Origin of the sequence: Cellulomonas sp. NPDC057328, assembly GCF_042667215.1 — a bacterium.
GTDB lineage: Bacteria > Actinomycetota > Actinomycetes > Actinomycetales > Cellulomonadaceae > Cellulomonas.
On record NZ_JBHUZW010000011.1, the window covers coordinates 1 to 24,539 of the forward strand.

22 protein-coding genes are annotated in these 24,539 nt (G+C 74.2%); 5 read left to right on the forward strand and 17 right to left on the reverse strand.

Annotated elements, in window-relative coordinates; genetic code table 11:
• Positions 1–31 precede the first annotated feature (31 nt).
• Positions 32–1,492, reverse strand: coding sequence for an endo-1,4-beta-xylanase (locus ACFUMH_RS03655; RefSeq protein WP_378200561.1), 1,461 nt, complete (start codon positions 1,490–1,492; stop codon positions 32–34).
• A 437-nt stretch (positions 1,493–1,929) separates the two neighbouring features.
• A complete protein-coding gene (gene dnaB / locus ACFUMH_RS03660) occupies positions 1,930–4,518 on the reverse strand; it encodes a replicative DNA helicase (RefSeq protein WP_378200564.1) in 2,589 nt (862 codons plus the stop codon).
• A gap of 386 nt (positions 4,519–4,904) precedes the next feature.
• Between dnaB and ACFUMH_RS03665 the strand changes: the two genes are divergently transcribed.
• Entirely contained in the window at positions 4,905–6,242 is a 1,338-nt protein-coding gene (locus ACFUMH_RS03665) for an MATE family efflux transporter (RefSeq protein ID WP_378200567.1), read from the forward strand.
• A gap of 40 nt (positions 6,243–6,282) precedes the next feature.
• On the opposite strand, the gene ACFUMH_RS03670 is transcribed toward ACFUMH_RS03665, so the two are convergent.
• The 10 genes from ACFUMH_RS03670 to ACFUMH_RS03715 all read right to left on the reverse strand — a co-directional run bounded on the left by ACFUMH_RS03670 (position 6,283) and on the right by ACFUMH_RS03715 (position 13,282).
• Positions 6,283–7,047 carry a DUF2306 domain-containing protein gene (locus tag ACFUMH_RS03670; protein ID WP_378200570.1) on the reverse strand — a complete coding sequence of 255 codons (765 nt, stop codon included), beginning with the start codon at positions 7,045–7,047 and terminating at the stop codon, positions 6,283–6,285.
• Positions 7,048–7,146: 99 nt separating this feature from the next.
• Positions 7,147–7,530, reverse strand: coding sequence for a hypothetical protein (locus ACFUMH_RS03675; protein WP_378200573.1), 384 nt, complete (start codon positions 7,528–7,530; stop codon positions 7,147–7,149).
• Positions 7,531–7,717: 187 nt separating this feature from the next.
• A complete protein-coding gene (locus tag ACFUMH_RS03680) occupies positions 7,718–7,951 on the reverse strand; it encodes a 50S ribosomal L9 C-terminal domain-containing protein (protein ID WP_378200576.1) in 234 nt (77 codons plus the stop codon).
• Entirely contained in the window at positions 7,948–8,409 is a 462-nt protein-coding gene (locus ACFUMH_RS03685) for a hypothetical protein (protein ID WP_378200579.1), read from the reverse strand. Before ACFUMH_RS03685 ends, ACFUMH_RS03680 begins: the two co-directional genes overlap by 4 nt.
• Before the next feature lie 41 nt (positions 8,410–8,450).
• Positions 8,451–8,792 carry a hypothetical protein gene (locus ACFUMH_RS03690; RefSeq protein WP_378200581.1) on the reverse strand — a complete coding sequence of 114 codons (342 nt, stop codon included), beginning with the start codon at positions 8,790–8,792 and terminating at the stop codon, positions 8,451–8,453.
• A gap of 185 nt (positions 8,793–8,977) precedes the next feature.
• Entirely contained in the window at positions 8,978–9,427 is a 450-nt protein-coding gene (rplI, locus tag ACFUMH_RS03695; protein WP_378200584.1) for a 50S ribosomal protein L9, read from the reverse strand.
• A 14-nt stretch (positions 9,428–9,441) separates the two neighbouring features.
• Positions 9,442–9,678, reverse strand: coding sequence for a 30S ribosomal protein S18 (gene rpsR / locus ACFUMH_RS03700; RefSeq protein ID WP_378200587.1), 237 nt, complete (start codon positions 9,676–9,678; stop codon positions 9,442–9,444).
• Positions 9,679–9,755: 77 nt separating this feature from the next.
• A complete protein-coding gene (locus ACFUMH_RS03705) occupies positions 9,756–10,295 on the reverse strand; it encodes a single-stranded DNA-binding protein (protein ID WP_378200590.1) in 540 nt (179 codons plus the stop codon).
• A 96-nt stretch (positions 10,296–10,391) separates the two neighbouring features.
• On the reverse strand, positions 10,392–10,685 hold the full coding sequence (rpsF, locus tag ACFUMH_RS03710) for a 30S ribosomal protein S6 (RefSeq protein ID WP_378200593.1): 294 nt from the start codon (positions 10,683–10,685) through the stop codon (positions 10,392–10,394).
• Positions 10,686–10,873: 188 nt separating this feature from the next.
• On the reverse strand, positions 10,874–13,282 hold the full coding sequence (locus tag ACFUMH_RS03715) for a transglycosylase domain-containing protein (protein ID WP_378200596.1): 2,409 nt from the start codon (positions 13,280–13,282) through the stop codon (positions 10,874–10,876).
• 325 nt (positions 13,283–13,607) lie between these two features.
• Between ACFUMH_RS03715 and ACFUMH_RS03720 the strand changes: the two genes are divergently transcribed.
• Both ACFUMH_RS03720 and ACFUMH_RS03725 read left to right on the forward strand, forming a co-directional pair.
• Complete coding sequence (locus ACFUMH_RS03720; protein ID WP_378200599.1) at positions 13,608–14,246, forward strand: PadR family transcriptional regulator; 639 nt, start codon at positions 13,608–13,610, stop codon at positions 14,244–14,246.
• Positions 14,243–15,337: an inositol-3-phosphate synthase gene (locus tag ACFUMH_RS03725; RefSeq protein WP_378200602.1), complete on the forward strand. Its 1,095-nt coding sequence runs from the start codon at positions 14,243–14,245 to the stop codon at positions 15,335–15,337. The genes ACFUMH_RS03720 and ACFUMH_RS03725 overlap by 4 nt, the downstream gene beginning before the upstream one ends.
• Before the next feature lie 144 nt (positions 15,338–15,481).
• On the opposite strand, the gene ACFUMH_RS03730 is transcribed toward ACFUMH_RS03725, so the two are convergent.
• The 4 genes from ACFUMH_RS03730 to ACFUMH_RS03745 all read right to left on the reverse strand — a co-directional run bounded on the left by ACFUMH_RS03730 (position 15,482) and on the right by ACFUMH_RS03745 (position 19,700).
• Positions 15,482–16,924, reverse strand: a complete 1,443-nt coding sequence (locus ACFUMH_RS03730) for a hypothetical protein (protein ID WP_378200605.1) — start codon at positions 16,922–16,924, stop codon at positions 15,482–15,484.
• Complete coding sequence (locus tag ACFUMH_RS03735; RefSeq protein ID WP_378200608.1) at positions 16,914–17,474, reverse strand: RNA polymerase sigma factor; 561 nt, start codon at positions 17,472–17,474, stop codon at positions 16,914–16,916. The genes ACFUMH_RS03730 and ACFUMH_RS03735 overlap by 11 nt, the downstream gene beginning before the upstream one ends.
• 149 nt (positions 17,475–17,623) lie before the next feature.
• On the reverse strand, positions 17,624–19,153 hold the full coding sequence (locus ACFUMH_RS03740) for a hypothetical protein (protein ID WP_378200611.1): 1,530 nt from the start codon (positions 19,151–19,153) through the stop codon (positions 17,624–17,626).
• Positions 19,146–19,700 carry a sigma-70 family RNA polymerase sigma factor gene (locus ACFUMH_RS03745; RefSeq protein WP_378200614.1) on the reverse strand — a complete coding sequence of 185 codons (555 nt, stop codon included), beginning with the start codon at positions 19,698–19,700 and terminating at the stop codon, positions 19,146–19,148. The genes ACFUMH_RS03740 and ACFUMH_RS03745 overlap by 8 nt, the downstream gene beginning before the upstream one ends.
• A gap of 154 nt (positions 19,701–19,854) precedes the next feature.
• Here ACFUMH_RS03745 and ACFUMH_RS03750 point away from each other — a divergent pair, with 154 nt between their 5' ends.
• Both ACFUMH_RS03750 and ACFUMH_RS03755 read left to right on the forward strand, forming a co-directional pair.
• Complete coding sequence (locus ACFUMH_RS03750; RefSeq protein WP_378200617.1) at positions 19,855–21,168, forward strand: MFS transporter; 1,314 nt, start codon at positions 19,855–19,857, stop codon at positions 21,166–21,168.
• Positions 21,165–22,892 (forward strand): SpoIIE family protein phosphatase, encoded by a 1,728-nt coding sequence (locus ACFUMH_RS03755; protein WP_378200620.1) that lies wholly within the window; start codon positions 21,165–21,167, stop codon positions 22,890–22,892. The genes ACFUMH_RS03750 and ACFUMH_RS03755 overlap by 4 nt, the downstream gene beginning before the upstream one ends.
• Positions 22,893–22,935: 43 nt before the next feature.
• Here the strand turns inward: ACFUMH_RS03755 and ACFUMH_RS03760 are convergent, their stop codons facing one another.
• Complete coding sequence (locus ACFUMH_RS03760) at positions 22,936–24,483, reverse strand: CCA tRNA nucleotidyltransferase (protein WP_378200623.1); 1,548 nt, start codon at positions 24,481–24,483, stop codon at positions 22,936–22,938.
• Between the last annotated feature and the right edge of the window lie 56 nt (positions 24,484–24,539).

Genomic DNA, 24,539 nt, shown 5'->3' on the forward strand with positions numbered 1-24,539 from the left:
GACGGTGCGCGTCGGGCCGGGGCCGCTCGGGTCAGCCGACCCGGACGAGCTGCCACTGCTGGTTGGCGCCGCCCCAGCTCGTGTACTGGACGACGGCGCCGCCGTCCGCGGTGGAGGCGCCCTGGACCTCCAGCGCCTTGCCGGAGTTGCGGTTGACGATCGTCAGGTACCCGCCGGACGACGTCACGCGAAACTGCTGGTTCGTCTGGTTGCGGTCGGCCCACTGGACGACGGCACCGCCGTCGGCGGTCGAGAAGTTCGACACGTCGAGGACCTTGCCCGAGTGGCGCGCGCGGATCCGGTAGTAGCCGCCGCCCGAGTCGACGAACTGCCACTGCTGGTTCGCCCCGTCGTTGCGCGACCACTGCGTGATGCGGGCGCCGTCGGCGGTGGACCGGGCGTACACGTCGAGCGCCTTGCCGCTGCCGCGATTGACCAGCACGTACGTCGCGTTCACGTCGATCGTGCCGTTGCCCGGGTCGGGCGGCGCGACGGAGTTGAGCGCGGCGAGCGTCGAGGTGTACGCCGGCTTGCGGTTGCCGCTCGCGTCGAACAACAGCGGGTTCGCGCCCGTGCGCCACGAGTCGCTGTCCCGCACGCCCCAGACGGTGATGCCCGTGCAGCGGCTGACCGCGAGGCACGCGCGCGTCACGGCGGCGTAGGCGTTCGCCTGGTTCGGGCCCTGCTCGATGTCGAGCTCGGTGATCTGCACGTCGACGCCGAGGTCCGCGAAACGCTGGAGGTTCGCCTGGTAGTCGGACGGGACGCCGGTGCCGAGGTGGCTCTGGAACCCGACGCAGTCGATCGGGACGCCACGGGCCTTGAAGTCGCGGACCATGTTGTAGATGCCCGTGGACTTCGGGTTGATGCTGTCGGTGTTGTAGTCGTTGTAGCAGAGCTTGGCGCCCGGGTCGGCGGCGCGGGCGGCGCGGAACGCGGCCTCGATCCAGTCGTTGCCGGTGCGCTGCAGGTTCGAGTCGCGCCGGCCGCCGCTGCCGCCGTCGGCGAACGCCTCGTTGACGACGTCCCACGTGTGGATCTGGCCGCGGTAGTGCGTGGCGACCTGCGTGACGTGGTTGATCAGCGCGTTGCGGAGCTGGCTGCCGGACATGTTCTGCATCCAGCCCGGCTGCTGGGCGTGCCACGCGAGCGTGTGGCCGCGCACCTGCTTGCCGTTGGACCGCGCCCACGACACGATCCGGTCGCCGTTGGTGAAGGTGAACCGGCCCTGGCTGGGCTCGGTCGCGTCCATCTTCATCTCGTTCTCGGCGGTGATCATGGTGAACTCGCGGTTCGCGATGCCGAGGTAGGTCGAGTCGTTCATCCGGCCCGCGGCGATCGCGGTCCCGTAGTACCGGCCGCTCTGCGCGGCGGCGGCCCCGAGGGTGCTCTCCGCCGCCTGCGCGGGGGCGGTCACCACGAGTCCCGCGACCGCCGTGGCGGCCGCCAGTCCGGCGGCGACCAGCGCGCGTCCGACACGTCGTGAGGTCATGTGCGTTCCTTGCCTCTCACTCGGTGCCCGCGTCGTCGTCGACGGCGGGCACGGTCTGGAGGGGACCCCTCCACACCGGTGCGGAGAGGGCGTCTCGGATCGACCGAGGCGTGGATGTTAACGATCACAATCGTGCGGATCCGAGGGCCGGGATGTGCGATATCGATATCCGAATGGATTTGCCGACGTCGGGATCGCATGCAGCCTTCCCGGCGTCGAGCGCCCGCTCGTCGACCGACCGCACGTAGGACGACGGCCCGCCCCATAGAGAAGGGGTCGGGCCGTCGTCCGCCTCGGTGCGCCCGCCGCGGTCTCTCGTCGTGCGGGCTACGAGGGTCCGTGCTCGACGGCGCGACGCCGCGCCGTCCGAGGAGCTGCCCGACGCATGCACGCACCGCACTGCTCAGGGGCACTGACGTGCGTCACCGGGCCGCGCGTCACATCTGCATGTCGACGAAGCGCGAGTAGTGCCCCTGGAAGGCGACCGTGATGGTGTCCGTGGGGCCGTTACGGTGCTTGGCGACGATCAGGTCGGCCTCACCTGCGCGCGGAGATTCCTTCTCATAGGCATCTTCACGGTGCAGAAGAATGACCATGTCCGCGTCCTGCTCGATGGAGCCGGATTCACGTAGGTCGCTCATCGCCGGTCGCTTGTCGGTGCGCTGCTCGGGGCCACGGTTCAGCTGCGAGATCGCGATGACGGGGACCTCGAGCTCCTTGGCGAGCAGCTTCAGCGCACGCGAGAACTCCGAGACCTCCTGCTGGCGCGACTCGACGCGCTTGCCGGACGTCATCAGCTGGAGGTAGTCGATGACGACGAGCTTGAGGTCGTGCCTCTGCTTCAGGCGCCGGCACTTGGCGCGGATCTCCATCAGCGACATGTTCGGCGAGTCGTCGATGAACAGCGGGGCCTCGGAGACGCGGCCCATGGTCGCCGCGATCTTCGCCCAGTCCTCCTCGCCCATCGCGCCCGTGCGCAGCTTCTGCAGGTGCACGCGCGCCTCGGCCGAGAGCAGACGCATCGTGATCTCGTTGCGGCTCATCTCGAGCGAGAAGACGACGGCCGCCATGTTGTGCTTGATGGCCGCCGACCGGACGATGTCGATGCCGACCGTCGAGTTGTGCGTCGGGATCATCGCCTCGCCGGCCAGGTACAGGTGCGACGGGTGCGAGATCTGGACGCAGCGCACCGGCACGGACTCGATCGGCTCGACCGAGACGACGTACCGCTGGTGCAGCCGCGGCGTCGAGCGGCGGCGGCGCTCCTTGTGGACGAGCTTCTTGCGCTCCAGCGCGAACACGTCGTCGTCCGTCGTGAACGTGATCGTGAAGCACGTCGACGACGCCGCCGACCGGCCCCGGACCGGCTTCTCCGACCAGCCCGTGCGGTACCCCAGCGAGTGCACGAGCTCGCGGACGTCGCGCGCCAGCCGCTCGTCGGTGACGGCGAACTGCACCGAGCCGGTCGGGTTCACCGTCCCGTCGGTGTCGAGCAGACCCGCGAGCAGGTCGCGCCGCTGCGACTCGCTCGCCCGCAGGTACTCCGCGGGGATGTGCTTGCGCCCCAGCACCCCGATGGTCCGCAGCCGCGCCTGCACCGTGCCGAGCCGGTCGTGGCAGTCCTGGCACCGCACCAGGCCCGTGGTCTCGACCCCGCAGTCCGGGCAGGTAGGGACCGGCACCGGACCGGACAGCGTCTTGACCCTGCCACCGCACGACCGCCCGCACGTCCGCACCTGCGAGCGGGCGGGCACGAACTCGATGCCGCAGACCTCGCACGCGCGAGGCGCGATCTCCTGCTGCGGGAGCCTGACGGTGTAGAGGTCGGCCAGGCCCTCGCGGCCGTTGGCACGGACCTCGTACCCGCGCCCCTCGATCCGCATCGCGATCTCCGGGTCGGCGCTGGTGAACCGCGCCGCCGCGGAGTGCCCGTCGCCGAGCCACACGCCCAGCAGGTACGGGTCGACGAGCAGGTCCCGCTCGGGCAGGCGGAGCGCGTCGGCGGTCGGGACGGAGTGGTTGGCTCGCGCTTCCGCCGTCGCGCAGCGGACCGTCGCCGCCAGCTCCTCGGTGGTGCGCACCTGTCCGTCGGCGCCCACCCGCCGCTCCGCCCGCGTCCGCGTGAACCACTGGTGCTGCGCGTCGGCGACGATCGTCGATCCGTCGTCGAAGGTCAGGCGGTAGCAGGGCCGGTCGACCATGACCTCGGTGGCGGCGACGACGCGCGTGACGGTGCCGTCGGCAGCCACGAGCGCGTCGCCGACCTGGACCTCCCCCATTGTCGTCCACCCCGTGGGCGTCGGCAGGGGCGTGTCCAGCGCGAGGGCCTTGCCGATGGCCGGACGCGCCGCGATGACGATCATCTGCCCCGGGTGCAGGCCGTTCGTCAGCCGGTCGAGGTCCGCGAACCCCGTCGGCACGCCGATCATGCCCTCGCCGCGGTGGCCGGCCGCCTCGATCTCGTCGACCGTGCCGCCGATGATCTCCGACAGCGGGAGGTAGTCCTCCGACGCGCGCCGCTCGGTGACCGCGTAGACCTCGGCCTGCGCGTTGTTGACGAGCTCGTCGACGTCGCCGCCGTCGGTCGCGTAGCCGAGCTGGACGATGCGCGTGCCCGCCTCGACGAGCTTGCGCAGGATCGAGCGCTCGCGCACGATCCGCGCGTAGTAGCCGGCGTTCGCGGCCGTGGGGACGCCGGCGATGAGGGTGTGCAGGTACGGCGCGCCGCCGATGCGGGCGATCTCGCCGCGCTTGGTCAGCTCGTCGGAGACGGTGATGGCGTCGGCAGGCTCGCCGCGGCCGTACAGGTCGATGATCGCGTCGTAGATGACCTCGTGCGCCGGCCGGTAGAAGTCGGTGCCGCGGACCTGCTCGATGACGTCGGCGATCGCGTCCTTGCTGATCATCATGCCGCCGAGCACCGACCGCTCCGCGTCGAGGTCCTGCGGCGGGGTGCGGTCGAAGCCGCCGCCCCTGCTGCCGCTCTCCGCCGGCGGCGCGCCGAACTCGAGGTCCTCGATGGTCACCTGTCACCCACTCTTCGCTCGTCCCACCCGGTCGAACGCCTGTTCTACACGGAGCCGCTGACAGTGACCGCCGCCGGGGGCCGTACCCCGCGGGCGCGACGGTCCGCACCTGTCCTGCGGAGACTAGGCGCCGCCGTCGGCAGCCCCAAACGAGTGTGTGCACACACCGGTGGACAGCCTGTGGACGACGTGAGGACGCCTGTGTGCACAGGATGGGGACGAAGCTGTGGACAACGCAGAGCACAGTGTCCCGACCACCCGTTCACCGGCACTTACGCTGTGCACGTGCTGTGGAACCACATCCGTTCGCCTCAGGTCCACCTGGCGGACGCATGACCCGGCAGCCGGACGCCTCACGGCCTTCCTCGGCACCCGACGACCCGCCCGTGTCACCCGGTCGCGCGCCGCGCTCCCCCGGCGTCGACCGGCAGATCGTCGCCCTCGCCGTCCCCGCCCTCGGCGCGCTCGTCGCCGAGCCGCTGTTCGTCCTCGTCGACTCCGCGATCGTCGGCCACCTCGGCACGGACGCCCTCGCGGGCCTCGCCCTCGCGTCCACGGTCCTCGTCACGCTCGTCGGCCTGTGCGTCTTCCTCGCCTACGCCACGACGGCGGCCGTCGCCCGCCGGCTCGGCGCCGGCGACGCGCGCGGGGCCCTGCAGACGGGCGTCGACGGCCTGTGGCTCGGCGCGGGCATCGGCGTCGTCATGGCTGCCGCCGCGTGGCTCCTCGCGCCGTGGCTCGTCGCGGCGCTGGGCGCGGACGGCGGCGTCGCCGAGCAGGCGGTGGCGTACCTGCGGTGGTCCACCCCGGGCCTGCCGGGCATGCTGCTCGTGCTCGCCGCGACCGGCGCGCTGCGCGGCCTCCAGGACACCCGCACGCCGCTCGTCGTCGCCGCCTCGGGCGCCGTCGCCAACGCCGTCCTCAACGTCGTGCTCGTGTACGGCGCCGGCATGGGCATCGCCGGCTCGGGGCTCGGCACCGCCGTCGCGCAGCTGGGCATGGCCGTCGCGCTGGTGGTCGTCGTCGTCCGCGGCGCCCGGCGGGTCGGCGCGGAGCTGCGTCCTGCGGCCGGCGGCATCCTCGCCAACGCGCGCGCCGGCGTCCCGCTGCTCGTGCGCACCGCGACGCTGCGCCTCGCGATCCTGCTCAACGTCTGGGTCGCCACCGGCCTGGGCGCCACCGCCCTCGCGGGCCACCAGGTCGTCAACGCCGTCTGGGGGCTCACCGCGTTCGCCCTCGACGCCCTCGCGATCGCCGCGCAGGCGCTCGTCGGTCACGCGCTCGGCGCCGCCGACGTGGCCGGCACGCGCGCCCTGCTGCGCCGGACGCTGCAGTGGGGCGTCGCCGCGGGTGTGGTCCTCGGCATCCTCGTCGGCGCGCTCGCGCCCGCGTACGTCCGCCTGTTCACCGCCGACCCGGACGTGCGCCGGGCGGCCGTCGCCGGCCTCGTGGTCGCCGCCGTGGCGCTGCCGCTGGCCGGGTGGGTCTTCGTCCTCGACGGCGTCCTCATCGGCGCCGGTGACGGGCCCTTCCTGGCGTGGGCGGGCGTCGCCACCCTCGTCGCGTACGTGCCCGCCGCACTCGCCGTGCACGCGTGGGCGCCGCCCGGCGCCGCCGCGCTCGCCTGGCTGTGGGCGGCGTTCGCCGTCCTCTTCATGGCGGCTCGGGCGCTGACCACCGGGCTGCGCGCCCGCGGCACGGCCTGGATGGTCACGGGCGCCTGACACCTCGGCGACCACGGGCCGCGAGCCGGTCCGTCGTCGCTCAGGGACGGTCGACGAGGCGGTACGACGGCAGCCCGCGTCGCCGGACCATCGCCTCGGCGACCACGAGGTTCGGCACCCACGCCAGGATCGTCACCGCCGCGTAGGCGTTGGTGAACGCGGTCTCGCCGTCGAACGCGTCGCCCGCCGCCCATGCCTGCGCCGCGACCAGCAGCGGGACCCAGACGCGGAGCATGACGGCGCCGTAGGTGAGCGCGAAGTTCCGGATCATCCAGGCCTGGTGGGCGCGCACGTCACCGGCGCGGATCGCCCGGTACCCGCGCCACCCGGTCCAGAGCCACAGCACGGCGAGGGTGCCGAAGCCGAGGAAGCCCACCATGCCCGCGGTGTTGAACGGCGCCATGAGGAGCGACGCCATCCCGCCGAGCGCCACGCCTCCGAGGTACACGCGCCCGCCCCACCGGTGCGCGCGGGGTAACCGCCGCCGCGCGGCGGCCGAGAACTGGAACGGACCGACCAGCAGCGCGGTCGCCGCACCGGCGACGTGCACGACGAGCGCGACCCCGACCACCGTCGGCATGGCGGCGTACGCGGGCGCCAGCGGCGCTCGCTCCGGGTCGAGTGCCTCGAGCGCGCCCGTCAGGTACGGCACCCCGGAGTAGGCGACCACCGCGAGGGCCGTCAGCAGCACGGCCGTCCAGCCGACGCGGCGTGGTCCGTGGCGGGGACCGGTGCGAGGCGCCGTGCGGGCGTGGGGCCGCTCCAGGCGGTGCGACGCGAGGGCGGCAGGGCGCGAGGTCGTCATGCCCCCTCACGGTAGGCAGGTGCCCCGGCGGCGTCGGTGGGGCACACCCACGGGTCCGCGGCCGACGTCCCCGTTCACCGACCTCGCGCGGTCACGGCCTCAGTCGCCGCCACCACCGCCATCGCCCCCACCGGAGTCGGAGCCGCCGTGCCCGTGGTCGCCCGGGCCGTCTCCGCCGCCACGACCGTGTCCCCCGCTCCCGCCGTCGCCGGCGGACGTCCCGCCGCCGTCGCCCTGGTGGCCGCGGCGCTCGGGGGTGGCGGCGTCGCGTCGACCGCCGCCCGACTGCGCGCGCGCCATCCACCCGAAGCTCATGACGAGGAACGCGAGGCCGATGATGAGGAACGGCGAGCCCGACCCCTCGTCGACCCGCGTGAGCCCGATGACGAAGAACACCAGGCCGATGGGAAGGAACGCCGCACCCTGTGCCACGTGCTTCTGCTTGTCGTCGCCGTCCTCGGTCGGCCGGTCCTGCTCGGTCATCGCCGCACCCCTCTCGTCCGCGAGGAGGCTACCGGTGCACCGCCCCGCGACGGCAGGCGTCGAGCCCTCCCCGGCGCCCGGGGTCCGAGAACCCCGTCCCGTCCCGACCGCCGGAGCATCCCGGCCCGGACGCAGGACGGCCTCACCCCGGGTTGCCGGGGCGGGGCCGTCCGTGGACGAGCTGGCGTCAGGCGCCGACGACCTCCACGGTCACCGTGGCCGACACCTCGGGGTGCAGGCGGACCTGCACCTTGTACTCGCCGAGCGACGTGATCGCCTGCGAGACCTCGCTCTTGCGCTTGTCGACGGCCGGGCACCGGCGGCCTCGACCGCGCCCGCGATCTCGGCCGTGGTGACCGCACCGAACAGGCGACCCGCTCGCCGGACCTCGCCGTGACGGAGCCGGTCGCACCGAGGTCACGGCGACGTCGTCGCCACCACCAGTGCGCCCGCGACGAGCGTCGGTACGAGGGCCAACGACACCCGATGTGCGAGCTTCCGGCGTGCCGTCCGCTGGAGGACGGCCGGCGTCACGACAGCAGCCGCGCCGGGTGCACCGGTCGCCGCATACGGCAGCAGGGTCGCCAGGTCCGACGCGTCCCACGGGTGCACGATCGGCACGAGCCACGCCAGGAGGACGAACGTGCCCGCGATCGCGACCCAGCCGACCCCGGCGACGAACGGGACGGGAGGTACCGGCACGACGCCCTGATGGTGCGCCGACCGCACGCACGCCGCGACGACAGCGGCGGTCGTCGCCACCAGGACGAGGAACACCGTCCCCTCCCCCGGCCGCTGCGTGGCGGCGGGCAGCAGCCACGCGAGCCAGGTCTGGCCGACGACCCCGGTCGCCCACAGCACCACGAGTACCGGAGGCACGGTCCTCCTCGCGGACGCGGGCGGCGCGCCCCGCTCGGAGGTCATCCGGCGAGCTCGAGAAGCCGGTCCGCCAACGCTCGTGCGCGATCGTCCAGCTCGCTGGCGGGCTCCGCATCGCCGCGGATCCGGCCACCTCCGGCAGCACCGGCGTGGCGTTCCCCGTCCATCAGCGTCGCCCGGTCGCGGGAGGGGGCGGCGTGCTTGCGACCGACCCCGTCCCCCGCGTAGCCCATGCCGAGCGCGAGGTACGGCGTGCGCCGTTCCAGAGTCAGCCCGAGCACGATGAACATCAGCCCGACCGGGATGAACGCCGCACCGATCCCCAGCTGGTTGCGGCCCGGTCCGGCCTCGTCGACACCCGTCCGGTCCCTGTCGTCGTGCACGTGCGCCTCCTCGGTCGTCCTGTCCGCTCGACGCTAGCCGCGCCGGAGGTGCGCCGGCACCCGCCCGCAGACGGACCCCCACTCGTGCTTCGGACCGAGCAGCGCCTCCCCGACGCGACGACGCCCCGCCCCGGACGGACCGGGGCGGGGCGTCGTACGACCTCGAGGAGGTCAGGTGCAGCTGCTCAGGCGCCGACGACCCGGACGGTCACCGTGGCGGCGACCTCCGGGTGCAGGCGGACCTGCACCTTGTACTCGCCGAGCGACTTGATCGCCTGCGAGACCTCGATCTTGCGCTTGTCGACGGCGGGGGCGCCGGCGGCCTTGATGGCCTCGGCGATCTCCGCGGTCGTGACCGCACCGAACAGACGGCCGGACTCGCCGGACTTCGCCGTCACCGTGACGGGGTTCGCCTGGAGCGAGTCCCGGACGGCCTTGGCGTCGTCGAGCGACGCGATCTCGCGGGCCTTGCGGGCCTTGCGGATCGCGGCGACGTCCTTCTCGGCACCCTTGGTCCACGGCGTGGCCAGGTTGCGCGGGACGAGGTAGTTACGGGCGTACCCGTCCTTCACCTCGACGACGTCGCCGGGGGCACCGAGACCGGTGACCTCGTGGGTCAGGATGATCTTCGCCATGAGTCTCCCCTTCCTCAGCGCGCCGACGACGAGTACGGCAGCAGGGCCATCTCGCGGGCGTTCTTGACGGCACGCGCGATCGCGCGCTGCTCCTGGACCGACACGCCGGTGACGCGACGGGCGCGGATCTTGCCGCGGTCGGAGATGAACTTGCGGAGCAGAGCCGTGTCCTTGTAGTCGACCGTGTCGATCTTGGCGGCCTTCAGGGGGTTCTGCTTCTTCTTGGGCTTGCGGACGACGGGCTTGGCCATCGTGGTGCTCCTTGTCTGTGGAGCCCCGAGCGTTGCCGTGCTCGGGGATGTGAGTCTTCAGGGGGTGCGAGTGCCGATCAGAACGGGGGCTCGTCCGAGTAGCCGCCGCCGGACGACCCACCCGCGGGCGTCGCCCACGGGTCGTCGGCCTGGCCGGCGGAGGACGACTGGCCGCCCCCGTAACCGCCGCCGCCACCGCCGCCGCCGAACCCACCGCCGCCACCGCCACCGAAGCCGCCGCCACCACCGGACCGCTGGGTCCGGGTGACCTTGGCCGTGGCGTAGCGCAGCGACGGGCCGACCTCGTCGACCTGCAGCTCGTAGACGGTGCGCTTCTCGCCCTCGCGGGTCTCGTAGGACCGCTGGGTGAGGCGCCCCGTCACGATGACGCGGGTGCCCTTGGTGAGGGACTCGGCGACGGACTCGGCCGCCTCCCGCCAGATCGAGCAGCGGAGGAACAGCGTCTCGCCGTCCTTCCACTCGTTGCTCTGGCGATCGAACGTGCGGGGGGTGGACGCGACGGTGAAGTTCGCGACCGCGGCCCCGGACGGGGTGAAGCGCAGCTCCGGGTCCCCGGTCAGGTTCCCGATCACCGTGATGGTGGTCTCACCGGCCATGGCGGCCTCCTCGCTCGTTCCGACGGATCGACTGCGGCTGTGCCGCACGGGTGGGGTGCTGCCCGGACGTTAGCGCCGGGCACCCACACGCGGGGCTCAGACCTCGCGGCGCAGGACCTTGGTGCGCAGGACGACCTCGTTGAGGCCGAGCTGGCGGTCGAGCTCCTTGGCGGTCGCGGGCGACGCGGTGAAGTCGACGACGGCGTAGATGCCCTCGGCCTTCTTCTTGATGTCGTACGCGAGGCGACGACGGCCCCACACGTCCACCTTGTCGACGGTGCCACCCTCGGTCTTGACGACCGTCAGGTACTTGTCGAGCGACGGGGCGACGGTGCGCTCCTCGATCTCGGGGTCGAGGATGATCATGATCTCGTACTGACGCAGGCTCATACCCACCTCCTCTGGTCTTCGCGGTCACGGTCGGTCCGTGACAGGAGGGTCTCGTGCGTCTGCGCGTCCACGCCCCGATGGTCGGGGTGCGGGCACGCGGAACCGTCCGCGAGGGACGGCAGCGGCCCAGCCTACCGGGTCGTGGACGCAGGACCTACCACGTCTGCGTCACGCCCGGCGGGCCGGGATCAGCCGCCCTGGTTGCCCGGGCCCTGCTGCCCCGCGCCGGCGGTCTCCGTCGGCTGGGGCTGGGGCTGCTGCGGCTGCTGCGTCTGGGTCGGCTGGGGCGTCGGCTGCGGCGGCGGGCCGCTCGACACGACGATCGTCACGGTGGACCCCACCCCGACGGTCGCGCCCTCGCCCGGCTCCGCGCGGATGACACGCCCCGCCGGGACGCTCGTCGAGCGCTCGGAGGTGACGCTGGGCACCAGGTTCGCCGCGAGCACGGCGCCGCTGGCGTCCGCCTCGGTCCGCCCCACGAGCCCGCCGGGCACCTGCACCTCGGTCGGCGCCTCCTCGGTCGGCTCCGGCGCGGCGGTCTCCGTCGGCGTCGCCGTGGCCGTCGCCGTGGGCTTGCGGCCCACGTTCGCGCGCGCCGGGAACTCCTGGACCTCGGCGTACTCGGGCTGCGCGAACACCTTCTCCATGTAGGACGCCCACAGGGCCGACGGGTACGACCCGCCGGTGACCTCGCGGACGCCGCCCCACGGCGTGATGGTGACGAGCGACCTGTCGTCGTCGGCGAGCTGCGACAGCGACACCGCGGTCGCGAGCTGCGGCACGTAGCCGACGAACCACGCCGACTTGTTCTCGGACGACGTGCCGGTCTTGCCGGCGATCGGGCGCCCGAGCGGCTTCACGTTGCGCTCCGCCGACCCGCGCTCGACGACCTGCGTCATCGCGTAGGTCGCATCGGCCATGACCTCGGGCCGGAACGCCTGGTTGCCGGTGGTGTCGGGCGTGTAGGCCACCGAGCCGTCCGTGTTGAGGACCGTCTGCACGATGTGCGGCGCGCGGTGCACGCCCTGCGCGGCGAAGGTCGCGTAGGCGCCGGCCATATCGAGCGGGTGCACCGCGTCGGCGCCGAGCACGTTGGACGGCTCGAGCGTCGGCTCGGTCGTGATGCCCGCCTTCTTCGCGACCTCGGCCGTCGACTGCGGCCCGACCTCGAGGTTGAGCTGCGCGTACACCGTGTTGACGGAGTCGGCGGTCGCCGCGGCCAGGTCGATGCGCCCGAAGTCCTGGTTGCCGAAGTTGCGGACGTCGACCTCGCCGCCGCCCCACGCGTCGAAGCGCTGCGGCGACCGGCCGTCGTACGCCGTCCCGAGCCCGATGCCCTTCTCGAGCCCGGCGACGAGCGTGAAGGGCTTGAACGTCGAGCCGGCCTGGATGAGGTCGAACGTGGCGGTGTTGCGGGAGTCGGCGAGGTAGTCCGGCCCGCCGTAGAGGGACACGATGCCGCCCGTCGCGGGGTCCACCGAGACGACCGAGACGCGCATGCGCTCGTTCGGCGTCGCGCCGTCCGACAGCGCGCCGGCGCGCAGCTCCTCGACGGAGACCTTCGCGGCCTCCTGCACCTCGGGGTCGATCGTCGTGATGATCTCGAGCCCGCGCGTGCGCAGCTCGTCCTCGCGCCACAGCTTCGTCGCGAGCAGCTCGTCCTCGACCATCTTGAGGAGGTAGCCGTTGGGGCCGCGGTACGTCTCGCCGCGGGCGTACTCGATCGTCGTCGGGAACACCTGCGCCGCGCGGTCGGCGGCGGTCAGCCACCCGGAGTCGACCATCGAGTCGAGCACGATGCCCCAGCGCTGCTGCGCCTTCTCGGGGCTGTTCGCCGGGTCCCAGTTGTTCGGGGACGGGATCACCGCGGCGAGCAGGGCCGCCTCGGAGACGCTCAGCTCGGCGGCGGGCTTGCCGAAGTACGACTGCGACGCAGCCTGGATGCCGTACGAGTCACGACCGAAGTAGATCGTGTTCAGGTACCGGCCCATGATCTGTTCCTTGGACTCCTTCTGGGAGATCTTGATGGCGAGGATCGCCTCCTTCGCCTTGCCCAGGTAGTCCGTCGTCGTGTTCTGGTAGTACCGCTCGACGTACTGCTGGGTCAGCGTCGACCCGCCCTGCGTCGGCTTGCCCTGCACGTTGTTGATGAAGGCGCGCGCCATGCCCGTGATCGAGATGCCGCGGTTGGAGAAGAAGGTCTTGTCCTCGCCGGCGGCGACGGCCTTGCCGATGTGGTCGGGCAGCGTCGCGTAGTCGACGATCTCGCGCTTCTGCTCCGCGAACTGGCCCATGACGGGTCCGGGCGTGCCGGGCTCGGCGCCCGCGAAGTACACGGTCGTCGTCTCGAAGGACACCTCGTCGAGCTCGTCCGGCGGCTGCACCAGCGCGAACGCGGCGACGCCGGCGCCCAGCACGAGGAAGACGCCGCCGATGAACGTGCCCAGGAGCACGCGCCACGAGGGCAGCCACCGGTGCAGACCGGTGTACCCCGAGCGCGGGTAGTCCCAGAAGCGGCGCTTGCCGCCCTCCGACGTCGGGCGTCGCGTCGCGCGCCGGGCGCGGGGGGGCGCCGCACGGCGGTTCGAGGCTGCCAACTCCAGGCCTTCCGTCGACGACTGGTCCGGCGTCGTCGCCCGTCCCGGGGGTGGGGACGGGCACGGCGGCGCCGCGCCCAGTATGGACGAACGACCTGGGGCGTTCGCCCCAGGGCGCCCTCGGACGTCCGATCCTCAGCGACCTTTCACATGATCGGCACGCCGCCGTGACGCCGGACGCGGTCGCGGCACGCCCGCAGGGGTCGGCGTCGCCGCCTGCGGTTGTGCGGCGCGTTCGCGTCGATCTATTCTCCGGATGTATCGCGGTGATACATCGAGAACCGGACCAGGTGGTCCGGGACGGTCGCAGACGGAGGAGGGTGACGTGCGCGGACGCTCCGACGTGCTCGAGCCGGCCATCCTCGGGCTGCTCGCCGAGGCACCCATGCACGGGTACGAGCTGCGCAAGCGGCTCAACCTCGTCCTCGGCTCGTTCCGCGCGCTGTCCTACGGCTCCCTGTACCCCGCGCTGAAGTCGCTCGCGGCCCGCGGCTGGATCGTGGGCACCGAGGCGCCGGCCGACCGCGCCGTCGCCACGAAGCGCGCGCGCATCGTGTACCAGCTCACCGCGGACGGCAAGGAGCACCTCCAGCAGGTGCTGCGGACCGCCGGGCCGTCGGCGTGGGAGGACGAGAACTTCGACGTGCGGTTCGCGTTCTTCGGCCAGACGGACGCCGAGACGCGCCTGCGCATCCTCGAGGGCCGCCGCACCCGCCTGACCGAGCGGCTCGAGACCATCCGCCTGTCGTTCAACCGCACCCGCGAGCGCATGGACGAGTACACGCTCGAGCTCCAGCGCCACGGCCTCGAGCAGGTCGAGCGCGAGGTGCGCTGGCTCGACGGCCTCATCGACAACGAGCGCGGCGTCCGCCGCGCCCGCACCGAGAGCGGCGGCCGACCGGCTGCCGTCACAGACGACGCCGAGGGATCCACCGAGGCGCACACCGAGAAGGAGCGAGGATGACCTCCATCCGCGTCGCCATCGTCGGCGTCGGCAACTGCGCCGCATCGCTGGTCCAGGGCGTGCACTACTACCGTGACGCCGACCCGCAGGCGAAGGTCCCGGGCCTCATGCACGTGCAGTTCGGCGACTACCACGTGCGCGACATCGAGTTCGTCGCCGCGTTCGACGTCGACGCGAAGAAGGTCGGCTTCGACCTCTCCGAGGCGATCTTCAACTCCGAGAACAACACCATCAAGATCTCGGACGTCCCGCCGCTGGGCGTCCCGGTGCTGCGCGGCCACACGCTCGACGGCATCGGCAAGTACTACGCGCAGACCATCGAGGAGTCGGACGCCGAGCCGGTCGACGTCGTCGCCGCGCTGCGCGAGGCCCAGGTCGACGTGCTGATCTGCTACCTGCCCGTCGGGTCGGAGGACGCCGCGAAGTTCTACGCGCAGGCCGCGATCGACGCCGGCGTGGCGTTCGTCAACGCGCTGCCCGTCTTCATCGCGTCCGACCCCGAGTGGGCCGCGAAGTTCGAGGCCGCCGGCGTGCCGATCGTCGGCGACGACATCAAGTCGCAGGTCGGCGCGACCATCACGCACCGCGTGCTCGCCCGCCTGTTCGAGGACCGCGGCGTCATCCTGGACCGCACGTACCAGCTGAACGTCGGCGGCAACATGGACTTCAAGAACATGCTCGAGCGCGAGCGCCTGGAGTCCAAGAAGGTCTCGAAGACGCAGGCCGTCACCTCGAACCTCGACGACGGCCCGCTGGCCGGCAAGAAGGACGACCGCAACGTCCACATCGGCCCGTCGGACTACGTCGCGTGGCTCGACGACCGCAAGTGGGCGTACGTGCGCCTCGAGGGCCGCGCGTTCGGCGACGTCCCGCTGAACCTCGAGTACAAGCTCGAGGTCTGGGACTCCCCGAACTCGGCCGGCGTCATCATCGACGCGCTCCGCGCGGCGAAGATCGCGAAGGACCGCGGCGTCGGTGGCCCGATCCTGTCGGCGTCGACGTACTTCATGAAGTCCCCGCCGGTCCAGATGGAGGACCAGAAGGGCCGCGCCGAGCTCGAGGCCTTCATCCGCGGCGAGAACGAGCGCTGAGCCGGAGCGCCGCGGAGAGTCAGCGCGCACGGGAACGAGCGCCGAGCCCGACCTGACCGGCACGAGGGCCCGACGAGCACGTCTCGTCGGGCCCTCGGCCGTGCGGCGGGACGACGCCGTCGCGCTCGAGCCGGCGGGCCCCGCTCAGCCGGACGCCGGCACGAAGTCCGTCGAGCCGAACGGGCGCAGCGTCGGGTCGTCGGGCGGCTCCTGCGTGAGCTGAACCGCCTCGCCGGTGGCGACATCGACCGACCACAGCACGCCGTGCGCGTCGATGAGCGGGTCGTCCGTCCGGACCTCGACCACGACACGGCCGTCCCCGCCGGCGCGCGCCGCGAGCACACGACCGCCGAGGGCCTCCGTCGTGAGCGGTACCCATGCGCCGCGGCGCCACACCCACGCCTCGCTCGTCCCGAAGCCTGCACCGACGCGCGGACCGACCATGACGCGCTCGCCACCGACCTGCAGCACCGCCGTCGCGGGCTGGACGTCGCCCGCTCGCACGTCCGAGAGGACCACGGGCTCACCGGTGAGCCCGACGAGCACACGCCGCTGCGCGGTCGGCTCCGGTGCCTCCTCGTCCTCCGAGTACCAGCGGTCCATGCCCTCGTAGCACTCCTGGAGCAACGTCGTGGCGTCCCACCAGCCGACGTTCCCGCAGAGGTGGCCGGCCGGGCCGGCAGGGCGCGACGTGGTCGTGCCCGTGGTCAGGTCAGCCACGAGCACGTCCCTCCCGTCCTCGTGCTCGTCGACCACCACGCGGCGTCCGTCCGGGCTCACCGCCACCGTCGACCCGCTGCGCAGGTCGCTGAGCACGGTGCGGACCGTGCCGTCGTCGACGACACGCACCTCCGTCGTCGTCCCGCCCGGTCCGTACCCCTCCCACACCTCCGCGCCGTCGGCGGTCCGACCGACGAGCTGCGACAGCCTGCTCACCGTCGGTACGTCGGCCGTGACCGCACCGGACCGCAGGTCGAGCGTGCCCCGCACGCCGAGCTCCCCCTCGTCCGTCTGCGTCACGACCACGGCGGTCGGGCCGCCGTCCCACGCCGCCAGCGTCACGGAACCGACGACGTCGGCGACGAGGTAGGACGTCCCGTCCGGGGCGACGAGCGAGATCACGCCCTCGCTCACCTGCTCGTCGTCGCGCAGGTAGCCGTACCCGCGGACGAGGGTCCAGCCCGGACCGGTCCGGTCGAGGAGCCCCGGCGGCATGGCGTACAGCCGAGCGGCGCCCGGGCGCTCCACCACGTCGAGACCCGCCGTGTCCTCGCGGACCGGTCCGGCCGACGTCGGCGTGGGGGTCGGCGTCCCCGTCGGCGTGGGGGTCGCCGTGGACGTCGGGGACGGGGTCGGCGTCTCGACGGGCTCGACGGGCGTGCGGTGCAGCCCGAACCAGCCGGCGGTGCCGACGGCGAGAACCGTGACGGCGGCGACCGACGCGTACTGCGCCGAGCGCAGCGCACGGCGGCGGCGCACGTCGCGGTGCAGCGCGGCCAGCTCGGCCGCTTCAAGGCGGGTGTCCCGCTCACGGTCCTCGAGGGCGTCCAGCGCGCCGGTCAGGCGGGCGGTCAGGTCATCGGTCACGACGGGTCTCCTCCCGGCCGACGAGGTGCACCGGCGCCGCGTCGGCGGCCCGTGCGGCGGTGGTGCCCAGACGGGCGTTGAGCGTGGCGACACCGTCGCTGACGTACCGCTTGACGGCCCCCTCGCTCAGGCCCAGCAGCTGCGCGGTCTCCTTCACCGACAGGTCGTCCAGGTGCCGCAGCAGCACGCACGCACGCTCCCGCGGGCTCAGGTCACCCAGCGCCGCGACCACGTCGGCCCCCAGCACGTCCGGGTCCGGATCCGTCACCGCGTGCTCGCTCATGACCGCCAGCCGCGCCACCGTCTGCCGCTCCCGGCCCCGCCGGCGCGTCCCGTCGACGAACCGCGACACGATCGCCCGGCACACGTACTGCTCGGCCTGCTGCACCGACCCGAAGGTCGCCCGCGCCGCGAACGTCGAGACCAGCGCGTCGTGCACCAGGTCCACCGCCTCGGCACGCGACCCCGACACGAGCGTCGCCCGCGCCACCAGCGCCCCGTACCTCTCCTGCACCAACGCGTCGAGCGCCGGCTGCCACCGACCGCTCACGCCACCCACCGTCCCGGCACTGTGCCCTCCTCGTCGTGCGTGCGAGTACAACGCATGCACCCCGCGCGCGGTTGGGTCCCACGCGCGGGGGGCGGCAGACGGGGGACGGCGGGCGGACGTCCGCGGGCGGGCGGTGCTCGCCGCGCGGCTCAGCGCGCCGGCACGAACGCGTCCACGGAGGCCACCCGCCACCCGTCCACGACCACCTGCTGCGGCGCCCGCGCCTCGAGCCAGGCGAGCGTCGTGAGGGCGCCGGTGGTGGTGTCCACCCGGACGTCCCGCTGGAGGTCGGCGCGGCCGCTGCCGGGGTAGCAGCCGTTGAGGTGCGTCCACACGGCGTCGCCGGCGACCACCACGCCGGTGCCGTGGTCGTACGGCGACCAGTCGTCGGTGAGCGACCGGACGGCACCGTCGGCGAGCACCGCCGGGTCGCCCGTCACGTCGCAGGGCGCGGGGACCGTCACCCGGCCGAGCGCCACGCGCCCGTCCGCGAGCGGCCACGCCTGCCGCACCGGGACGTCGGACGTCCCCAGCGCCCGGGACGCCGAGCCCTGCGCGACGTCCACGGCGAGCAGCCGCCAGGACCCGTCGGGCTGCTCGCAGGCGACGAGGACGTCGTGGTCGCCCGCCCACCCGTCGGGCCGGCACGCGGTGCCGTCGGGCCACGCCGTGAGCGGGTGGATCGCGCCGTCGCGGACGTCGAGGGCGACGGGGTCGCCGGCCGCGTCCTGCAGCACGAGCCACGCGCGGTCCGGGCTCAGCGGCTGCAGGCGCTGGGGGATGGCGACGATGCCGAGCTCGCGCGCGGTGCCGTCGGGCGCCAACGCCTGCAGGTGCCCCTCGTACGCCGGTGCACCGGCGGTCGCGGCCGGCCGGCCGGGGTCCGTCCCGGTCGACTCCGGCTCCCACCCGACGAGCGTGCCGGGGAACGCCGGGGACACGGTGCCCGCCGCGACCTCGTCGGCCAGCTCCGCGGGCGCGTCGCGCCCCACCCACAGCGACTCACCCGTCACCGCGACCCCGAGGGGCTGCCGGTCCCACGGCAGCGGCAGCTCGACGAGCTCACCCGTGACCAGGTCGAGCCACCCGCTGCGCAGCACGTCGTCGGCACCCCGGGCCGAGGCCACGGCGTACGTCCCGCCCGCCGGCCAGGCGTGCAGGCCGAGCGTCGTGCGCGCGTCCACCTCGAGCACGGCCGTGCGCACCCCCGCGGGGTCGACGACGTCCACGGTCGTGCGCATGGCGTCGGGCGCGAGCACGCCGTCCTCGTCGATCCCGGCGCGGTACTGCCCGCTCTCCGCCAGCAGCCAGCCCTCCCCCGCGGACGCGAGCAGACCGTCCGGCACCGCGAGCGGCGTCGCCACCACGGTGCGCGGGCCGGCGGGCTCCGCCGCCGGCGCGGGTGCCGCGGCGGTGGGCGGAGCCGTCGGCGCCTGCGTCGGGGTCGCCGCCGGCGGCGGTGCCGGACGCCCCGCGTCGGGTGCGGCCCACCACGCGACGGCCACGACCACGACGGACGCGACGCCCGCGAGCGCGCCGTCCCGGGCGTGCCGCACGACCCGCTGCCGGCGCACCCGCCGGCGGAGCAGGGCGATGGTCACCGGCGCCGGCGCGGCACCGCGGTGCACCCGCTCGACGTGGTCCTCGACGGTCCCCAGCAGCTCTCCGAGATCAGTCACGTCGCGCCTCCTCACCCTGCACCAGCTCGACCCGCACGCCCGAACCCTCGCCGTCCGCGGCGGCGCCCAGGCGCGCCTGGAGCCGCGTCGCTCCCTCGGACGTGTACCTCTTCACCGCGCCGGCGCCGATGCCCAGCAGGTCGGCGGTCTCGGCGACGGACAGGTCCTCGAGGTGCCGCAGCACGACGCACGCGCGCTGCCGCGGCGACAGCGCGTGCAGCGCCGCGACGACGTCCCGCTCGAGCCCCTCGGGCACCAGCTCGACGTCCGGCACGGGCCGTGCCGCGCTGCGCTCGAGGGCGCGTCGCTCGGCGGCAGCCGTGCGGGCCCGGTCGACCGACCGCGTGACGATCGCCCGACGCACGTACTGCTCGGCCTCGGCAGCCGTGGTCAGCCGCGCGCGGCTCGCGAAGGTCGCGACGAGCGCGTCCTGGACCAGGTCCTCGGCGTCGGCCCGCGTCGGGACCAGCAGCGCCGCGCGCGCCAGCAGCCGCGGCCAGCGGTCGCGCGCCACCTCCTCGAGCACCGGCTCCCACCGTCGCGTCACACCGCCTCCTCGTCCGCTGCCCGTCCCCCTGCCGGCGCCTTCCCCCGGCCCTGCCGGCACGTGCGCCGGCACCAGGAGAACGGAGTCCGACGTCACGCGGTTGGGGGCCGTCGGCACGAGGGTGGTGACACCCCCGGGGCATAGCCTGTCCCGCGTGCAGGTGCTCTCCGACCTCCGGGCGCTCTGGCCGCTGAGCGGCTTCCGGCGCCTCTTCGCCGTGCGCCTGGTCAGCCAGTCGTCCGACGGCATGTTCCAGGTCGGGCTGGCGACGCTGTTCTTCTTCTCGCCGGAGAACGCGAGCACCGCCGCGGGGGTCGCGGCCGCGTTCGCGGTGCTGCTCCTGCCGTTCACGGTGGTCGGGCCGTGGGCCGGGGTGCTGCTGGACCGGTGGCGGCGCCGGCAGGTGCTGCTGTGGGGCAACCTCGTGCGGGTCGCGCTGACGCTGACGATCGCGGTCATCATGCTCACGAGCGGCGTGACGCCCGCGGTGTACGTGCTCGCGCTCGTGACCCTGTCGGTCAACCGGTTCCTGCTGTCGGCGCTGTCGGCGTCGCTGCCGAAGGTCGTCGACGGCCCCCTGCTGCTGACCGCCAACTCCCTCACGCCGACGCTCGGCGCGGCCGCGGCCGGCGTCGGCGGGGCGATCGGGTTCGTGCTGGGGCTCGTGCTGCCGGCGGGACGCGTGCGCGACGCGACCGCCCTCCTCGTCGCGGCCGCCGTCATGGCGTGCGCGTCGGCGCTGGCCACGCGGCTCGGCCCGGAGCAGCTCGGCCCCGACGAGCGCGCCGACCGCGCGGACGTGCGCGCCGCGCTGGGCGAGCTCGCGCGGGGCCTCGTCGCCGGCGCGCGGTGGCTCGTCGCCCGCCGGACGCCCGCGCAGGCGCTCGGCATCATGGCGCTGCACCGGTTCTGCTACGGCGCGGTGTTCATCGCGAGCATCCTCATCTCGCGCAACCTGCTGTCCGACCCGGCGGACGTCGACGCGGGCCTGCGGACCTTCGGGGCCGTGCTGGTCGCGAGCGGCGTCGGGTTCGCGCTCGCCGTCGTCCTGACGCCCGTGCTGAGCCCGCGCACCGGCCCGCACCGCTGGGTCGTGCTGTGCCTGGGGCTCGCGGTGGTGAGCCAGCTGCTGCTCGCCGTGACGGTCGAGCGGTGGGCCGTGCTCGCGGGCGGGCTCGCGCTGGGCCTGGCGGCGCAGGGGGCGAAGATCGCGGTCGACACGATCGTGCAGCGCGACACCGTCGACGCGTACCGCGGGCGGGCGTTCTCGCTGTACGACGTCCTGTACAACGCCGCGTTCGTCGGTGCGGCCGCGCTCGCCGCGGTGACGCTGCCCGACACCGGTTGGTCCCGGCCCGTGTTCGTGGCCCTCGCCGTCGTGTACGCGCTCGGTGCGGCGGTGTACGCGGCGGCGCCGCACGAGCCGGCGGACGTCCCCGGGCCGGCCCGCCAGGCGGCGGCCGCGTGACCGGGTCCGACGGCAGCCGCTCCGGCGCGCCCGCCGGCCCGCCGCCGGCCCTGCTCGAGGACGTCCTCACGGGCGACCTCGCGCGGCGCGTCCTCGTCGACCAGACCCTCGCCATGGTCGTCAGCGACCCGTCGCAGCCCGACGAGCCGGTCGTCTGGTCGAACGCCGCCTTCACCCGCCTCACGGGCTACGCGGCGCACGAGGTGCAGGGCCGCAACTGCCGCTTCCTGCAGACGCCGCGCACCGACCCCGCCGCCGTCGGGCGCCTGCGGGCGGCCCTCGACGCGGGCGAGGACCACGTCGAGCTCCTGCTCAACGCGCGCAAGGACGGCTCGGAGTTCTGGAACCAGCTCGTCGTGACCCACGTGCGCGACGACGCGGGGCGCGTCACGCACCGTGTCGGCGTGCAGGTGGACGTCACCGCGCGGGCGGCCGGCGAGGCGGCGCGCGACGTCGAGCTGTCCCTCGCGCGGCGGACCGGCGAGCGCCTCGCCCTGCTCGCCGAGGTCACCGACGAGCTCACCCGGCACCTCGAGTACGAGCACGCCGTCGACGCGCTCGCCGAGGTCGTCGTGCCGCGGATGGCGACGTGGGGGTTCGTCGTCGTCACGAACGAGCGCGGCCGGTTCGAGCGGCTGCACGTCGTGTCCACCGACCCCGGCACCGCCTGGGCGGCGAAGGAGCTCGCGCACGAGAGCCCCGAGTGGCTGCTGCAGTCGCCGCGCCTGCGGGCGGCTCTCGAGTCCGCGCCGGACGCCGTCGCGGACGCCCTGCCCGTCGACGTCGACTCGCTGCCGAGCCGCACGACGCCCCGCCAGCTCGAGCTCCTGCGCACGCTGCGGCTCGGGTCGGCGCTGCTCGTGCCGCTGCGGGCGCGCTCGCGCGTGATCGGCGTGCTGTGCCTGGTCAGCGACCGGCCGGACGGGTTCGACCGCGAGGCCGTCGTCACCGGCGCGCACCTGAGCAGCCGCGCGGGCGTCGTGCTCGAGAACGTGCGCCTGTACCTGGCCGAGCGGGACGCCGCGCTGACGCTGCAGCACAGCCTGCTGCCGGTGCTCGGCGACGTGGCGGGACTCGACGTCGCGGCGTCCTACCTGCCGTCGGGCCGGCGCGCCGAGGTCGGCGGCGACTGGTTCGACGCGTTCGCGCTGCCCGACGGCGCCGTGAGCCTGGCCGTCGGGGACGTCGTCGGGCACGACCTGCGCGCCGCCGCGTCGATGGGCCAGCTGCGGTCCCTGCTGCGCGCCGCCGTGTGGCGCGGCGACGCGCCGGGCACGGCCCTCGCCCGGCTCGACGAGCTGGTCCGCGGTCTCGAGCTGGCCGACCTCGCGACGTGCGTCCAGGTGCGCTGGGAGCGCACGGACGCCGGCGCGCGCCTGACCTGGGCCACCGCCGGCCACCCGCCGGGCCTCGTCCGGCTGCCGGACGGCGAGGTCGTCGAGCTGACCGGCGGCAGCACCACGCCCGTCGGGCTCGCCGGGCCGGGCCGCGGCTCGGAGGCGTCCGCGACGTTCCCGCGCGGCGCGACGCTCGTCCTCTACAGCGACGGGCTCGTCGAGCGCCGCGACCGCACGCTGCGCGACGGCATCGCCGAGCTCCGGGACGCGCTGGCGGCGACCCCGTCGGGCGCGTCGGCGGAGCAGGTGCGCGACGCGCTCGTCGCCGGGCTCGTCGGCCGGCACCAGGAGGACGACGTCTGCCTCCTCGTCGTCCGCGACGCCTGACGCGCCGTCGACCGCTCCTGCGTCGTCCGCGGCGCCCGGGCCCTCAGCCCGCGGACCCCTGCGGGACCGACCCCTGCGGACCCGAGCCCTGCCGGTCCGCCCACCACCGCAGCAGCTCCGCGCGCGCCGCGTCCTCGCCGAGCGGCCCGCGGTCCATGCGCAGCTCGAGCAGGAACCGGTACGCCTCGCCGACGTCGCGGCCGGGGCCGATCCCCAGCGCGGCCATGATCTGCGTGCCGTCGAGGTCGGGCCGGATCGCGGCGAGCTCCTCCTGCTCGCGCAGGCGGGCGATCCGGGTCTCCAGGTCGTCGTACGCGGCGGACAGGCGCGCGGCCTTGCGCGTGTTCCGCGTCGTGGAGTCGGAGCGCGTGAGGCGGTGCAGGCGCTCGAGCAGCGGGCCCGCGTCGGTGACGTAGCGGCGCACGGCCGAGTCGGTCCACTCCCCCTCGCCGTAGCCGTGGAACCGCAGGTGCAGCTCGGTGAGGCGGGCGACGTCCTGCACGGTCTGCTTGTCGAACCGCAGCGCCTTGAGCCGCTTGGCGACCATCTTGGCGCCGACGACCTCGTGGTGGTGGAAGCTGACGCCGCCGCCCGTCTCGAACCGGCGCGTGCGCGGCTTGCCGATGTCGTGCAGCAGCGCGGCGAGGCGCAGCACCAGGTCAGGGCCGGGGACGGCGCCGTCCGGGCCGGTCTCCAGCGCGATCGCCTTCTCGAGCACCATGAGCGAGTGCTCGTACACGTCCTTGTGGCGGTGGTGCTCGTCGATCTCCAGCCGCAGGGCGGGCAGCTCGGGCAGCACGTGCTCGGCGAGGCCGGTGTCGACGAGCAGCTCGAGCCCGGCGCGCGCGTGCGGCGCGAGCAGCAGCTTGACCAGCTCGTCGCGGACGCGCTCCGCCGAGACGATCGTGATGCGCTCGGCCATGTCGACGACGGCCGCACGGGCGGCGTCGTCGAGCGTGAACCCGAGCTGGGCGACGAACCGCGCCGCGCGCATCATGCGCAGCGGGTCGTCGTCGAACGACTGCCGCGGGTCGACGGGCGTGCGCAGGACGCGCCGCGCGAGGTCGCCGAGGCCGTCGAACGGGTCGACGAACACGAGGTCCGGCACGCGCACCGCCATCGCGTTGACCGTGAAGTCGCGGCGGGACAGGTCGCCCTCGAGCGTGTCCCCGAAGGCGACGACGGGCTTGCGGGACGACGCGTCGTACTCGTCGGTCCGGTACGTCGTCACCTCGACGACGACGTCGGCCGACCCGGTCCCGCGCCGGCCCGCGAACCGCCGCGCGCCGACCGTGCCGAACTCGCGCCCGACGTCCCAGTGCGCGTCGCCCCACGCCGCCAGCAGCGGCTCGGCGTCGTCCGGCGTCGCCGACGTGGCGAAGTCGAGGTCGTTGCTCACGCGGCCGAGGAACGCGTCGCGGACGGGCCCGCCGACCAGCGCGAGCTCGTGCCCGGCCGCGCGGAAGGCCTCCCCGAGCGGCCCGGCGTCCGGCGCCATGCGCGTCAGCACGTCGATCGCGCGCCGCTGGAGCTGGACGAGGGAGGGCTGCTGCTGGGAGGGGGAGGGTCGGTCGTCGGTCTCGCGCGGCACCGCACCAGGGTGCCAGAGGTCGCGTCCGGCGCCGCGCGCCGCCGGGCGCCGCCGGG

Bases quoted from the DNA above. Each gene is read 5' to 3' on its own strand.
- ACFUMH_RS03655 (WP_378200561.1), bottom strand. From the start codon at position 1,492: ATGACCTCACGACGTGTCGGACGCGCGCTGGTCGCCGCCGGACTGGCG.
- ACFUMH_RS03670 (WP_378200570.1), bottom strand. From the start codon at position 7,047: ATGACGACCTCGCGCCCTGCCGCCCTCGCGTCGCACCGCCTGGAGCGG.
- ACFUMH_RS03675 (WP_378200573.1), bottom strand. From the start codon at position 7,530: ATGACCGAGCAGGACCGGCCGACCGAGGACGGCGACGACAAGCAGAAG.
- rplI (WP_378200584.1), bottom strand. From the start codon at position 9,427: ATGGCGAAGATCATCCTGACCCACGAGGTCACCGGTCTCGGTGCCCCC.
- rpsR (WP_378200587.1), bottom strand. From the start codon at position 9,678: ATGGCCAAGCCCGTCGTCCGCAAGCCCAAGAAGAAGCAGAACCCCCTG.
- ACFUMH_RS03705 (WP_378200590.1), bottom strand. From the start codon at position 10,295: ATGGCCGGTGAGACCACCATCACGGTGATCGGGAACCTGACCGGGGAC.
- rpsF (WP_378200593.1), bottom strand. From the start codon at position 10,685: ATGAGCCTGCGTCAGTACGAGATCATGATCATCCTCGACCCCGAGATC.
- ACFUMH_RS03725 (WP_378200602.1), top strand. From the start codon at position 14,243: ATGACCTCCATCCGCGTCGCCATCGTCGGCGTCGGCAACTGCGCCGCA.